The 12,504-nt window shown below is 63.5% G+C and carries 10 protein-coding genes, 1 tRNA gene and 1 other RNA gene; 1 reads left to right on the top strand and 11 read right to left on the bottom strand.

The window, feature by feature from the left end; genetic code table 11:
* Nucleotides 1-134 precede the first annotated feature (134 nt).
* The 3 genes from KOL99_RS03525 to uvrA form a co-directional block, all read right to left on the bottom strand.
* Nucleotides 135-704 carry a hypothetical protein gene (locus tag KOL99_RS03525; protein WP_216509090.1) on the bottom strand — a complete coding sequence of 190 codons (570 nt, stop codon included), beginning with the start codon at nt 702-704 and terminating at the stop codon, nt 135-137.
* Nucleotides 705-779: 75 nt separating this feature from the next.
* Complete coding sequence (locus KOL99_RS03520) at nt 780-944, bottom strand: hypothetical protein (protein WP_216509089.1); 165 nt, start codon at nt 942-944, stop codon at nt 780-782.
* Between the two features lie 18 nt (nt 945-962).
* Nucleotides 963-3,800, bottom strand: coding sequence for an excinuclease ABC subunit UvrA (gene uvrA, locus KOL99_RS03515; protein WP_216509088.1), 2,838 nt, complete (start codon nt 3,798-3,800; stop codon nt 963-965).
* 213 nt (nt 3,801-4,013) lie between these two features.
* Here uvrA and KOL99_RS03510 point away from each other — a divergent pair, with 213 nt between their 5' ends.
* Nucleotides 4,014-4,691, top strand: coding sequence for a pentapeptide repeat-containing protein (locus KOL99_RS03510; protein WP_216509087.1), 678 nt, complete (start codon nt 4,014-4,016; stop codon nt 4,689-4,691).
* A 149-nt stretch (nt 4,692-4,840) separates the two neighbouring features.
* Here the strand turns inward: KOL99_RS03510 and KOL99_RS03505 are convergent, their stop codons facing one another.
* From KOL99_RS03505 to KOL99_RS03470, 8 genes are all read right to left on the bottom strand, one after another.
* Nucleotides 4,841-5,041 carry a cold-shock protein gene (locus KOL99_RS03505; RefSeq protein ID WP_216509086.1) on the bottom strand — a complete coding sequence of 67 codons (201 nt, stop codon included), beginning with the start codon at nt 5,039-5,041 and terminating at the stop codon, nt 4,841-4,843.
* A 110-nt stretch (nt 5,042-5,151) separates the two neighbouring features.
* On the bottom strand, nt 5,152-8,703 hold the full coding sequence (nifJ, locus tag KOL99_RS03500; protein WP_216509085.1) for a pyruvate:ferredoxin (flavodoxin) oxidoreductase: 3,552 nt from the start codon (nt 8,701-8,703) through the stop codon (nt 5,152-5,154).
* 77 nt (nt 8,704-8,780) lie between these two features.
* Entirely contained in the window at nt 8,781-9,374 is a 594-nt protein-coding gene (gene recR / locus KOL99_RS03495; RefSeq protein WP_216509084.1) for a recombination mediator RecR, read from the bottom strand.
* Nucleotides 9,375-9,515: 141 nt separating this feature from the next.
* The gene (locus KOL99_RS03490) at nt 9,516-9,830 is read right to left on the bottom strand and encodes a YbaB/EbfC family nucleoid-associated protein (RefSeq protein WP_216509083.1); all 315 of its coding nucleotides are present in this window, start codon (nt 9,828-9,830) and stop codon (nt 9,516-9,518) included.
* A 48-nt stretch (nt 9,831-9,878) separates the two neighbouring features.
* The gene (gene dnaX / locus KOL99_RS03485; RefSeq protein ID WP_216509082.1) at nt 9,879-11,627 is read right to left on the bottom strand and encodes a DNA polymerase III subunit gamma/tau; all 1,749 of its coding nucleotides are present in this window, start codon (nt 11,625-11,627) and stop codon (nt 9,879-9,881) included.
* A 78-nt stretch (nt 11,628-11,705) separates the two neighbouring features.
* Nucleotides 11,706-11,804, bottom strand: an RNA gene (ffs, locus tag KOL99_RS03480) — signal recognition particle sRNA small type.
* 33 nt (nt 11,805-11,837) lie between these two features.
* Nucleotides 11,838-11,928, bottom strand: a tRNA-Ser gene (locus KOL99_RS03475).
* Nucleotides 11,929-12,051: 123 nt separating this feature from the next.
* A complete protein-coding gene (locus KOL99_RS03470) occupies nt 12,052-12,390 on the bottom strand; it encodes a hypothetical protein (RefSeq protein WP_216509081.1) in 339 nt (112 codons plus the stop codon).
* Nucleotides 12,391-12,504: the final 114 nt, after the last annotated feature.

Raw genomic sequence — 12,504 nt, 5'->3', positions numbered from 1 at the left:
GCTCAGGCACAATAGCACCAATCGCCCTGGGAACCAAGGGGTGTGACGCGCCGGCGGCCCCTTTCCGCTTGCCGACAAAAAAGGCCTGCCGCGCAACCGCGCAGCAGGCCAGGGGAACGGCCCCGTCCCATGAACTAGAAAAGAGCCTTGGTGAATATGTCCGCCGGCGCCTGGAACGGCCCCAGCGGGTTGACCTGGTCGGTCATCTGGTCGTTCTTGGGCTCGCCGCTGGAAAGCTTGTAGGCGACGTGGTGGTTCACGAAAACCACCAGGGCCTTGAAGCGCCACCCGGTCTCGTGGGTTTTGCGCTTGAAGTTGAAGATGTCGAGCCAGAAGTTACCGACCCGTTTGCTGTAGCTCCTCTTGGGCTCGAAGACGTAGGCGCGGCAGTCGGACCGCGCCCGCAGGCAGGCCTGCAGCCCCGGGTCGAGATCCTTGGAGGGCATCCCCTGCAGCATGGCCGCGATGTCGAGGTAGTTGAGGATCTTGATGTTGGGGGAGGCCTTGATGTCGAAGCCGAGCTTCTGCAGATCCTCCACCGTGGTCTTCCCTACGATGATGTTGTCGTAGGAGGCCTTGGCAGCTTCGTACTCCTCCCAGGGGGACTCGGTGATCGCCTTGCTGCGCGGCAGCAGGTTGGCGCAGCCGACTTGCGTCGCCAGGAGCAGGAACAGGATCGTTTTCTTTACTGAATTCGAGCACATGGGGCAATCCTTTTTGATACGTCCCCGAACCGCAACGAGCAGATTATAACGCAGTTCCGCGCCAAGTCCCGCCCGTCAATCCTTCTTTTTCTGCGCCTTCAATCCGCAGTACGGACAGCGCTTCTCCGGGACCGGGCGCTGGCAGGACTGGCACCAGTAGGGAAAGACTTCCTCGCGGCGGCAGGCCGCACACCCCTTGCCCCCGTTGTCGTCGTGACCGCAGTTTTCTTTGCCCGCCATGACCCGACCTCCCCTTCTCTACGGCAGCATCTTGCTCAGGTACTGCCCCGTGTAGGAGCGCTCCACCCGTGCCACTTGCTCCGGCGTCCCCACGGCGATGATCTCCCCGCCGCGGTCGCCCCCCTCCGGCCCGAGATCGATGATCCAGTCCGAGGTCTTGATGACGTCGAGGTTGTGCTCGATGACCACGATGGTGTTCCCCGCATCCACCAGCTTGTGCAGCACCTCCAAAAGCTTGGCGATGTCGGCGAAATGCAGGCCCGTGGTCGGCTCGTCCAGGATGTAGATGGTACGCCCGGTGGCGCGCTTGGAAAGTTCCTTGGCGAGCTTCACGCGCTGCGCCTCGCCGCCGGAGAGCGTGGTGGCGGACTGCCCGAGCTTGATGTAGCCAAGCCCCACCTCCTCCAGGGTCTGCAGCTTCGCCCGGGTGCGCGGGATGTGCTCCAGAAAGACCAGGGCTTGGGACACGGTCATGTCCAGCACCTCGGCGATGGAGCGCCCCTTGAACTTCACCTCAAGCGTTTCGCGGTTGTAGCGCGCCCCCTTGCAGACCTCGCACTGCACGTAGACGTCGGGGAGAAAGTGCATCTCGATCTTGATGATGCCGTCCCCGGAGCACGCCTCGCAGCGCCCCCCCTTGACGTTGAAGGAGTAGCGCCCCGGCTTGTAGCCGCGCATCTTGGACTCGGGCAGCTGCGCGAAGATCTCGCGGATCTCGGTAAAGAGGCCGGTGTAGGTGGCAGGGTTGGAGCGCGGCGTGCGCCCGATGGGGGACTGGTCGATGTTGATCACCTTGTCCAGCACCTCGATGCCGTGGATGCCCCGCACCGCACCCGCCTTGTCCCGGCTCTTGTAGAGGCGCTGGTTCAGCGTCTTGTAGAGCGTGTCGATGATGAGCGTGGACTTCCCCGAGCCGGACACGCCGGTGATGCAGGTCATCACCCCCAGCGGGACGTCGACGCTCACGTTCTTCAGGTTGTTCTCGCTGGCCCCCTCGATGTTGAGGAAGCGGTGCCCCTTTCTGCGCTTTTTGGGCACCGGAATGGTGAGCGCGCCGGAAAGGTAGCGCCCGGTCAGCGAGTGCGGGTTGGCCATGATCTCGGCCGGGGTTCCCTCGGCCACCACCTCGCCCCCGTGCACGCCCGCGCCCGGTCCCATGTCGATGACCCAGTCCGCCTCGGTGATGGTCTCCTCGTCGTGCTCGACCACCAGCACGGTGTTGCCGATGTCGCGCAGGTGCCGCAGCGTCGACAAGAGCCGCCCGTTGTCGCGCTGGTGCAGGCCGATGGAGGGCTCGTCCAGGATGTAGAGGACCCCCACCAGCGAGGAGCCGATCTGGGTCGCCAGCCTGATGCGCTGCCCCTCGCCGCCGGACAGGGTGCCGGAGGAGCGGTCCAGCGAGAGGTAGTCGAGCCCCACGTTGACCAGGAAGTTGAGGCGCTCCCGGATCTCCTTCAGGATCCTGCGCGCGATGTCCTCCTCCTTCTCGGTGAGGGCGAGCGCCTCGAAGAAGGCGAGGCTGTCCTTGATGGAAAGGGCCGTCACCTGCTGGATGTTCTGGTTCCCCACCAGGACGTAGAGCGCCTCCTTCTTGAGGCGCGCCCCGTTGCAGGAAGGGCAGGGCATGACGTCCATGTACTTTTCCAGCTCCTCGCGCACCGTCTCCGACTCGCTCTCCCGGTGGCGCCGCTCCAGGTTGTTGAGCACCCCCTCGAACGGTTTGCGGTACGTGTGCCGCTTGCCGGCGTCGTCGACCCACCAGAAATCAACCGCATCGCCGCCGGAGCCCTGCAGGATGACCTCCTTCGCCTTCTTGGAGAGGCTCTTGAAGGGGACGTTCATGCTGAAGCCGTAGGCCTTGGCGAGCGCCTCCAGGGTCAGCTGGTACCAGCCCGAGAAGCGGGTCTGCCACGGCGCAATGGCTCCGTCGGCCAGGGAGAGCTCGGGGTCGGGCACCACCAGTTCCGGGTCGAGGTACATCCTGGTGCCCAGGCCGGTGCAGTCCGGGCAGGCGCCGTAGGGGTTGTTGAAGGAGAACATGCGCGGCGTCATCTCGGGGTAGGAGATGCCGCAGTCGATGCAGGCGGCGGATTCCGAGAAGAGCAGCGTCTCGGCCTTGACCTCCCGGGTCTCGTCCTCGGAGAGCGCCACCTTGACGATACCCTCGGCGTGGGAGAGCGCCGTTTCCAGCGAGTCGGCGAGCCGCTTCTCGAAGCCGGGCTTCACCACCAGGCGGTCCACCACGATGTCGATGTCGTGCTTTTTCTTCTTGTCGAGGGTGATCTCGTCGCCGAGATCGTGGGTCTCGCCGTCGATCACCACGCGGACGAAGCCGTCCTTTCTCAACTGGGCCAGCTCCTTTTTGTACTCCCCCTTGCGGCCGCGCACGATGGGGGAGAGGAGGGTGAGCTTGGCCCCCTGGGGGAGCGCGGCGATCTGGTCCACCATCTGGGACACAGTCTGCGAGGTGATCAGGCGGCCGCAGTTGTAACAGTGCGGCTTCCCGACACGGGCGAAGAGCAGGCGCAGGTAATCGTAGATTTCGGTGACGGTCCCCACCGTGGAGCGGGGGTTCTTGCTGGTAGTCTTCTGTTCGATGGAGATGGCGGGGGAAAGCCCCTCGATCGACTCCACGTCGGGCTTTTCCATCTGCTCCAGGAACTGGCGCGCGTAGGCGGAGAGCGACTCGACGTAGCGCCTTTGCCCCTCGGCGTAGATGGTGTCGAAGGCGAGGGTCGATTTCCCCGACCCGGAGATGCCGGTGATAACGACCAGCTTGTCCCTCGGGATCTCGACGTCGATGCATTTCAGGTTGTGCTCGCAGGCACCTTTAACGATGATCTTGTCCGTTGCCATGATGCTCCCGTTTCCATGTCGCTCAAGCGCCGGTCAGGCGCGCAGCAGTAAAATATAGCACATACGCCCTTCATTTTGCAGCCGCCTGCTTCATTATAATGAGAAGGCCGCCGCTACCGCAAGACAGAGACCTTCAGCTTTTGCGAAAGCCGCCGATAAGGGAATGAGCAACGCTCCGGCCCGGCCGGAAAGCCAAAGAACACGGAGGCGCCCATGAACCGCCATCTTGCAGCGCATATCGCACCCTTCACCCTGGCAGCCTGGCTTTGTGCCGCAGTCCCCTCCCTGCACGCCCAGGCCGCCGCACCCGCGCCGGCACCGGCAACCAAGGAGGACGCGGCCGAGGCGCAGACCCTCAAGGCCGCGGAGGCGAAACTCGCCGCACTCGCCAGGGAGGTGGAGTCGGGCAAGCCGGCGGCACAGGTGTCCAAGAAAACGACGGGGATGAAGAGCGCGGCGGGGAAACTCAAGAAGCATGATAAAAGGGGAAAGGTGGCCCGGAAGAGTAACGGGAAGGGTAACGGGAAGGGGGCCGTGGCCGTCAAGGCCAAGGTGCTGGAGCGCCGCATGACGCAGGCCGAGGTCCAGGGGGTGCTGGCCGGCAGCCGCGACTTTGCCGGCGCCGACTTAAGCGGCCTCAACCTGACCGGCTACGATCTGACCGGCGCCAAGTTCAACCGCGCCAACCTGCAGTCGGTCAACCTGGAGCGCGCCGACCTCTCCGAGACCGACCTGGAGCTGGCCGACCTGACCGGCGCCAACCTGCGCGGCGCGTCGCTGAACCAGGCGCGCATCAGGGGCACCAGGCTCGCCGGCGCCAAGCTCGACGGCGCCATGTGGACCGACAAGACCATCTGCCGGGCTGGGTCGGTGGGGAACTGCATCGAGTAAAAAGAGCCGAGTGTCTAAACCTGTTCATGTCGTCCGCGCTGACCGGTCCTCCCCCCTTGCGGGAGGGGGAAGTACCTCACCTGCAGCAGTAAATAAAAAAAAGCCCCCGGGGTATCCCCCGGGGGCTTTTCGTCGTTTAAAGGATGACTTTAAACCCTGACTACGTTGGCTGCCTGGAGACCTTTCGGCCCCTGCTGCACGTCGAAAGTTACGGAATCGCCCTCTGCCAGGGACTTGAACCCATCAGACTGGATGGCGGAGAAGTGTACGAACACATCCTCGCCGTTCTCCTGCTCGATGAAACCAAAACCCTTGCTGTCATTGAACCACTTCACTACACCTTTTGCCATTACGACTTCTCCTGTTACTACTCTTTTACGTGATTGCGGGACCATCCCCGACACAGGTAAAGATTTTATGCACGGGTCTGGTCCCTGTCAAGCGCTTTTGTTAGATTTTTTTATTTGCCGAAGTCCATCTCCGCCATCCGCTTGTACAGATCGAAGCGGCGGGCAGTGAGCTCGGAGGAGCGGGCCATGAGAGTCGCGGCCGCCTCCGGGTTGTTCTTCTTCAGTACGCGGTAGCGGTTCTCGCCGTAGGCGTACTCCTCGAGAGAGATGCTCGGTTCCTTGCTGTCCAGGATGAGCGGGTTCTTGCCCTGCTCGGCCAGCTCCGGGTTGTAGCGGACCAGCGGCCAGTGGCCGGAGGCGACGGCGCGCTTCTGGGTGTCGACGGCGGTGGCCATGTCGATGCCGTGGGCGATGCAGTGGCTGTAGGCGAGGATCAGGGACGGGCCGTCATACGCCTCGGCTTCCATGAACGCCTTGACCACCTGGGCCGGGTTGGAGAGGGACACCTTGGCGACGTAGACGTTGCCGTAGGCCATGGCGATCATGGCCAGGTCCTTCTTGGCCTGCGGCTTGCCGCCCGCGGCGAACTGGGCTACCGCACCCATCGGGGTGGACTTGGAGGCCTGGCCGCCGGTGTTGGAGTAGACCTCGGTGTCGAGCACCAGCAGGTTCACGTTCTTGCCGGAGGCGATGACGTGGTCAAGGCCGCCGTAGCCGATGTCATAGGCCCAGCCGTCGCCGCCGACGATCCAGACCGACTTCTTGACCAGGTAATCGGCGATGGAGAGGAGCTTCTTCGCGGCGGCGTCGCCGGAAGCGGCCAGGATTTCCTTCAGCTTGGCCACGCGGGCACGCTGCGCCTCGACGCCCGCCTGGGTCTTCTGGTCGGCGCCCTTGATCTCGGCGACCAGGTCGGCCGGGAGGGAGAGGGTGTCGATCAGTTCCAGCGCCGCCTGGTTGAACTTGTCGACGGCGAGCCTCATGCCGAAGCCGAACTCGGCGTTGTCCTCGAAGAGGGAGTTGGACCAGGCCGGGCCGCGGCCATCGGCGTTTTTCGCCCACGGGGTGGTCGGCAGGTTGCCGCCGTAGATCGAGGTGCAGCCGGTAGCGTTGGCGATCAGCGCCCGGTCGCCGAAGAGCTGGGACATGAGCTTCAGGTACGGGGTCTCGCCGCAGCCGGCGCAGGCGCCGGAGTACTCGAAGAGCGGGCGCACCAGCTGGCTCCCCTTGAGGGTGTCGAGCTTCAGGAGGCTCGGGTCGGTCTCGGGGAGGTTGAGGAAGAATTCGTAGTTGGCGGCCTCGGAGGCCCTGAGCGGCGCCTGGAACTTCATGTTGATCGCCTTGTGCTTCGGGTCGTCCTTGGACTTGGCCGGGCAGTTGGCGACGCAGGCGGCGCAGCCGGTGCAGTCCTCAGGGGCGACCTGGATGGTGCACTTCATCCCCTTGAACTCGTTGCCGCGGGCGTCGGCGGACTTGAAGGTTTCGGGCGCGCCGGCGAGCTTGTCGGCGTCGTACACCTTCATCCTGATGGTGGCGTGCGGACAGACGAAGGAGCAGATGCCGCACTGGATGCAGAGGCCCTCATCCCACACCGGGATGTCGACGGCGATGTTGCGCTTCTCGTACTGCGAGGTCGCGGTCGGGAAGGTGCCGTCGGCCGGGAGCATGGAGACCGGGACGTCGTCGCCGCGGCCGGCGATCAGCTGCGCGGTGACCTCCTGCACGAACTGCGGCGCGTGGGCGCTCACGACGGCCGGCTTCCTGATCTTGCTGGTCGCGGTCGCCGGCACGGTGATCTCGAAGATGTTCTCGAGAGCTGCGTCCACCGCCTTGTTGTTCATCTCGACCACCTTCTCACCGGACTTGCCGTAGGACTTCTTGATGGCGTCCTTGATGGAGGCGATGGCCGCGTCGAGCGGCATGATGTTGGAGATCTTGAAAAAGGCGGTTTGCATGATCACGTTGATCCTGGCGCCCAGGCCGAGCTTCTCGCCGAGAGCGATAGCGTTGATCACGTAGAACTTGAGCTTCTTGTCGATGATCTGCTGCTGCACCTCGACCGGCATCGCGTTCCAGACCGCGTCCTTGTCGTCGGTCAGCGAGCAGAGGAGGAAGGTGCCCCCCACCTTGGCGCGGGAGAGCATGTCGTACTTCTCCAGGAAGGAGAAGTTGTGGCAGGCCACGAAGTCCGCCTGGTCGATCAGGTACGGGGAGCGGATCTCGCCCTTGCCGAAGCGCAGGTGCGAGACGGTCACGGTGCCGGCCTTCTTGGAGTCGTAGACGAAGTAGGCCTGAACGTTGTTGTCGGTGTTCTCGCCGATGATCTTGATGGAGTTCTTGTTGGCGCCGACGGTGCCGTCCGAGCCCAGGCCGAAGAACATGGCGGCGTAGGTTCCGGCGGAGGCGTTCACGAAGGAGGGATCGTAGTCCAGCGAGCAGTTGGTGACGTCTTCCTTGATGCCGACCACGAAGTGGTTCTTCGGCTTGTCGGCTTTCAGGTTGTCGAACACACCCTTGGCCATGCCCGGGGTGAACTCCTTGGAGCCCAGGCCGAAGCGGCCGCCCACGATGATCGGGTAGGACTTGAAATTGGTCTTGCCGTCAGCCATGGCCTCGCCGATGGCGGTCCTGACGTCGAGATAGAGCGGCTCGCCCAGGGAGCCCGGCTCCTTGGTGCGGTCGAGCACCGCGATCTTCTTGACGCTGGCCGGCAGGCAGGCGGCGACGGCGTCGACCGGGAACGGCCTGAACAGGCGCACCTTCACGAGACCCACCTTCTCGCCGGAGGCGTTCAGGGTCTCCAGGGTCTCCTGGACCGTGTCGGCGGCGCTACCCATCACGATGACGACGCGCTCGGCGTCAGGGGCGCCCACGTACTCGGCGACGGAGTACTTGCGGCCGGTGAGGCCGGCGAACTTGTCCATCTCCTCCTGCACGATCTTGAGCGCCTGCGGGTAGTAGGCGTTCACGGTCTCGCGACCCTGGAAGTAGACGTCCGGGTTCTGGGCGGTGCCGCGCAGCACCGGGCGGTCCGGCGTGAGCGCGCGTGACCGGTGCGCCTGCACCAGCTCGTCGCTGATCATGAAGCGCATGTCGTCGAAGGAGAGTTCCTCGACCTTCTGCACCTCGTGCGAGGTCCTGAAGCCGTCGAAGTAGTGCATGAACGGGACGCGCGCCCTGAGGGTGGCGGCCTGGGAGATCAGCGCAAAGTCCATGACCTCCTGCACGTTGTTGGAACAGATCATGCCCCAGCCGGTGGAACGGGCCGACATGACGTCGGAGTGGTCGCCGAAGATGTTCAGTGCCGCCGCCGAGATGGCGCGCGCCGAGATGTGGAACACGGTGGAGGTGAGCTCGCCTGCGATCTTGAACATGTTCGGGATCATGAGCAGGAGACCCTGGCTGGCGGTGAAGGTGGTGGTCAGAGCGCCGGCCTGGAGCGCGCCGTGGACCGCGCCGGAGGCGCCACCTTCGGACTGCAGTTCCGAGACCGAGGGGACGGTACCCCAGATGTTCTTCTCGCCCCGGGCGCTCTTCTCGTCCGAGATCTCCCCCATTACGGAAGAGGGGGTGATCGGGTAGATGGCGATCACCTCGTTGGTGGCGTGCGCCACGTGGGCGGCAGCGGTGTTACCGTCGATTGTTACCATTCTGCGGGACATTGATTTCCTCCTGTGTTTGAAAATCCAATTGGCTTTACGGTAAAAGATCGTTCTAGTTCCAACTCGCGGAAGGACCTCTAAAGCTCCGAACGCCCCTCCACTGCCCGCTGCACGGTCGCCGCGTCCACGTATTCCAGGTCGCTGCCGATGGGGATGCCGTGCGCCAGACGCGTCACCTTGATCCCGAGCGGCTTGATCATCCTGGTCAGGTAGAGTGCCGTTGCCTCCCCTTCCACCGTGAAGTTGGTGGCGATCAGCACCTCGCGCACCTCGCCCCCCTCCAACCGCTGCATCAGTTCGGCGATCCTCAGGTCGCGGGGTGTAACGCCGTTTAACGGTGAAAGCGCCCCCTGCAGCACGTGGTAGCGGCCGCGGAAAGCGCGGCTTCTCTCAAGGGCCAGCAGGTCTTGCGGCTCCTCCACCACGCAGAGCGTGGCGCCGTCGCGCTCCCCCGAGCAGATCCAGCAGGGATCGTCCTCGGTAATGGCAAAGCAGCGGGAGCAAAAACGGACCTTTTCCTTCACCTGCACGAGGCTCTCTGCTAACGCCTCGATATTACCGGGATATTTAAGCAGATGAAAGGCGAGTCGCAAGGCACTTTTTTCACCGACGCCAGGCAGTTTCTTCAGTTCTCCCACCAGCCTGGTCAGCGAGCCCGAAAAATGTAGCATATTCCCACCATGGATAAAACAAGTTTTTACTGGTTATTTTTACCAAAAAAATTTTGATCGCAGAATTGGATAATTAAAGGGTGCACACCAAACGGCATGCACCCTCTCTTTGATCCCTATCCTGCGCTTGGCGGCGTCCCCCTAGAAAAGGCCGGGGATGCTCAGCCCGCCGGTGATCTTGCTCATCTCCTCGCTCATCTCCTGGTGCACCTTCTTGAGGGCCTCGTTGACGGCGGTGAGGACCAGATCCTGCAGCATTTCCACGTCTTCCGGATCGACCGCTTCCTTCTTGATGACCAGCGAGAGCACCTGGTTCTTGCCGTTGACAACCACCGTTACCGCACCGCCGCCGGTGGTCACCTCGGCGGTTCTTTCCGCCGCCTGCTCCTGCAGCTTGCCCATCTTCTGCTGCATCATCTGCGCCTGCTTCATGATCTGCGCCAAACCTTTCGACATCGTATCCTCCAATTTTCCTTTATTGTCGCAGCGTACCGCGGAACATTGTTATGATTTCGCCGCTTCTTTTTGCGGAAGTTCCCGCACCTCGGCGATTTCGCCGTCGAAGAGCTCCACCGCCGCGGCCACCAGCGGGTGCTCCTCAGCCTCGCGCCTCAGGACGGCCTTGCGCTCGGCGTCTTCAAGGCTTTTTTTTTCCGACAGGGTCGGGGCGGCGTCCGTGGGAGGCGCGTTCAGCGCAACCACCTTGACCTGGGTCGGGACGCCGAAGTGCCCCTGGGCGAGGCTCTTGAGTTCGTTGATCTGCTCGGGGTCCTGCAGCCGGGTCAGTTGGAAGGACCCCTGCAGGCAGCCAATCTCCAGGACGCCCTGGGCCACCTTGACCGGGTAGACCTCTTCCAGCGCGCCACCGAGCATCGGCTTCTTCGCCTTGACCGCCTGCACGAAGCCTCCCCAGAGGTCGCCGCCGGAAGCGAAGCCGGACGGTGCAGCCTGGGGTGCAGCGGCGTGGCGCTGCGGAGCGGCCGCGACCGGCGCCGCCGCAACGGGAGCGGCGGCGGGGCGGGACACGCCCTGCTGCTGGGGCGGCGCCTGCTGCGCCGGACGCGGCGCGGGCGCCAACGGGCGCGGGGCCTCGCCGCGCGGCGGCAGCGGTCCCCCCTTTTCCAGGGCGTCGAGACGCGCCAGCAGGTCCTGCACCGGGATGGCCGGAGCGAGGCTCGCCATCTTGATCAGCGCCATCTCCAGGATCAGGCGCGGGAAGCCCGCGTGCGCGATCTCTGCTTCGGCCTTGAGCAGGATGGCCAGGTGGCGCTGCAGGTCCTGGACCGAGGCCTGGGCGCCGAGCGCGGTCAGGTCACCCAGCTCCGCGTCCGAGAGCTCGAGCAGATCCCCCGGCTCCCCCACCGCCTTCAAGATGGCGATGTTGCGGAACTGGTTGATGAGTTCCTGGCAGAACTGGCGCATGCTGTAGCCGAAGGAATCCACCTGGGCCACGATCTCCAGCGCCCCCTTGACGTCGGCCTGCAGCACGGCTTTGCAGCCGTCCATGATCAGGCGCCGGTCCACCACGCCCAAAAGGGCGGCCACGTCCGTGTCGGAGACGCTGTTGCCGCAGAAGGCAAGCACCTGGTCCAGCGTGGAGAGGGAATCGCGCATGCTGCCGTCCCCCTTGCGGGCCACGACCGAGAGCGCCTCGTCGGAGACCTGCACCCCCTCCTGGTCCACGATGAAGCGGAGCCTGGAGACGATGCGCGGCAGCGCGATCCTCTTGAAGTCGAAGCGCTGGCAGCGCGACAGGATGGTGATGGGGACCTTGTGCGGTTCGGTGGTGGCGAAGATGAACTTGACGTGCGGCGGCGGCTCCTCCAGCGTCTTCAACAGCGCGTTGAAGGCGTTGGTGGTCAGCATGTGCACTTCGTCGATGATGAAGATCTTGTAGCGCGAGCGCGAGGGGAGGTACTTGATGTTGTCCCGCAGTTCGCGGATGTCGTCGACGCCGGTATTGGAGGCGCCGTCGATCTCGAAGACGTCGACCGAGTTCCCCTCGGTGATCTCCAGGCAGGTGGAGCAGGTGTTGCACGGCTCGACGGTCAGGCCGCTCTCGCAGTTGAGGGCCTTGGCGAGGATGCGCGCCGAACTGGTCTTGCCCACGCCGCGGGCGCCGGTAAAGAGGAAAGCGTGCGCAACCCTGCCGCCGTCGATGGCGTTTTTGAGGGTCTGGCTGACGTGCTCCTGGCCGACCAGGTCGCTGAAGGTCTGGGGGCGCCATTTTCTAGCAAGAACAAGATAGGACAAGGCGGCGTACCTCTATGGCTTCACGTGGTTCATGGTTCGTGCGGGGCGTGGGGCGGGCGGGGGGTTGCGGAAAGAGCTGATAGCTGGGCTACCCCGCGGCACACGGGGGCGGTTACTGCCGCTGCTTCCTTCCGGACCTGACGGGGTTCATAACCTTCCGTTGCGCGGGACCCAGCTATCAGGTCTATCCGCAAAGGGTAAATATAAGTATGGCGGAGAGAGAGGGATTCGAACCCTCGGTACGCTATTAACGTACACACGCTTTCCAGGCGTGCTCCTTCAACCACTCGGACATCTCTCCACAACAAGGAGGAGATATATAATACACGGCGCATTAATTGTAAAGCGAATTCTTCATGGGGACGTAAAACGCCGGGAGGCCCAGCAGCTGTTGTGGGCCGGACCCGGCACCAGTGCGCTGAGGTCAACCGGCCAGTTCGTCAGGACGGCGCCCCTTCTTGCGGGTGAGGATGGCTTGCAGCAGCGACTGCTTGTCCTTTTGCAGCAGCTGCTTGGCAATGATGGAGCGCACCGAGAGGAGCTCCTTTCTGAGCGCCTCGGCGTTCTTCACCAGGTGCCTGGCCCGGGGATCGCTGCGGACATACGGGGAGAGCAGGTGTACGGCCTCGGATATCTTGCGGCTTACCAGCACGCGTTCACGGTAGTCTTCCAGCCGGCCCGATTTGAGGCGTTCCTCTAGTGCAGCAAACTCCGTGGTGAAGTAATTGATCACGTCGGAGTGGAGGACATCTTCTTGTTTCATAGGCTCACCTTTAATTAAACCACGCACAACTGGGTCTCCTCTGCCTTCAAAAAGCTCTTCGGCGGCTCCCGTTTTTTCTTTACTTTTATTTGGCCGCAGCGGAAAAACTTTGCC

The organism is Geomonas azotofigens (assembly GCF_018919395.1).
Classification (GTDB): domain Bacteria; phylum Desulfobacterota; class Desulfuromonadia; order Geobacterales; family Geobacteraceae; genus Geomonas; species Geomonas azotofigens.
This window is presented reverse-complemented; position numbering and strand designations above follow the sequence as displayed.

What these genes read in the sequence shown, in the direction of transcription:
- KOL99_RS03470 (WP_216509081.1), bottom strand. Translation starts at nt 12,390, where the DNA reads ATGAAACAAGAAGATGTCCTCCACTCCGACGTGATCAATTACTTCACC.
- KOL99_RS03505 (WP_216509086.1), bottom strand. Translation starts at nt 5,041, where the DNA reads ATGGCAAAAGGTGTAGTGAAGTGGTTCAATGACAGCAAGGGTTTTGGT.
- nifJ (WP_216509085.1), bottom strand. Translation starts at nt 8,703, where the DNA reads ATGTCCCGCAGAATGGTAACAATCGACGGTAACACCGCTGCCGCCCAC.
- KOL99_RS03520 (WP_216509089.1), bottom strand. Translation starts at nt 944, where the DNA reads ATGGCGGGCAAAGAAAACTGCGGTCACGACGACAACGGGGGCAAGGGG.
- KOL99_RS03510 (WP_216509087.1), top strand. Translation starts at nt 4,014, where the DNA reads ATGAACCGCCATCTTGCAGCGCATATCGCACCCTTCACCCTGGCAGCC.
- recR (WP_216509084.1), bottom strand. Translation starts at nt 9,374, where the DNA reads ATGCTACATTTTTCGGGCTCGCTGACCAGGCTGGTGGGAGAACTGAAG.
- uvrA (WP_216509088.1), bottom strand. Translation starts at nt 3,800, where the DNA reads ATGGCAACGGACAAGATCATCGTTAAAGGTGCCTGCGAGCACAACCTG.
- KOL99_RS03525 (WP_216509090.1), bottom strand. Translation starts at nt 704, where the DNA reads ATGTGCTCGAATTCAGTAAAGAAAACGATCCTGTTCCTGCTCCTGGCG.
- KOL99_RS03490 (WP_216509083.1), bottom strand. Translation starts at nt 9,830, where the DNA reads ATGTCGAAAGGTTTGGCGCAGATCATGAAGCAGGCGCAGATGATGCAG.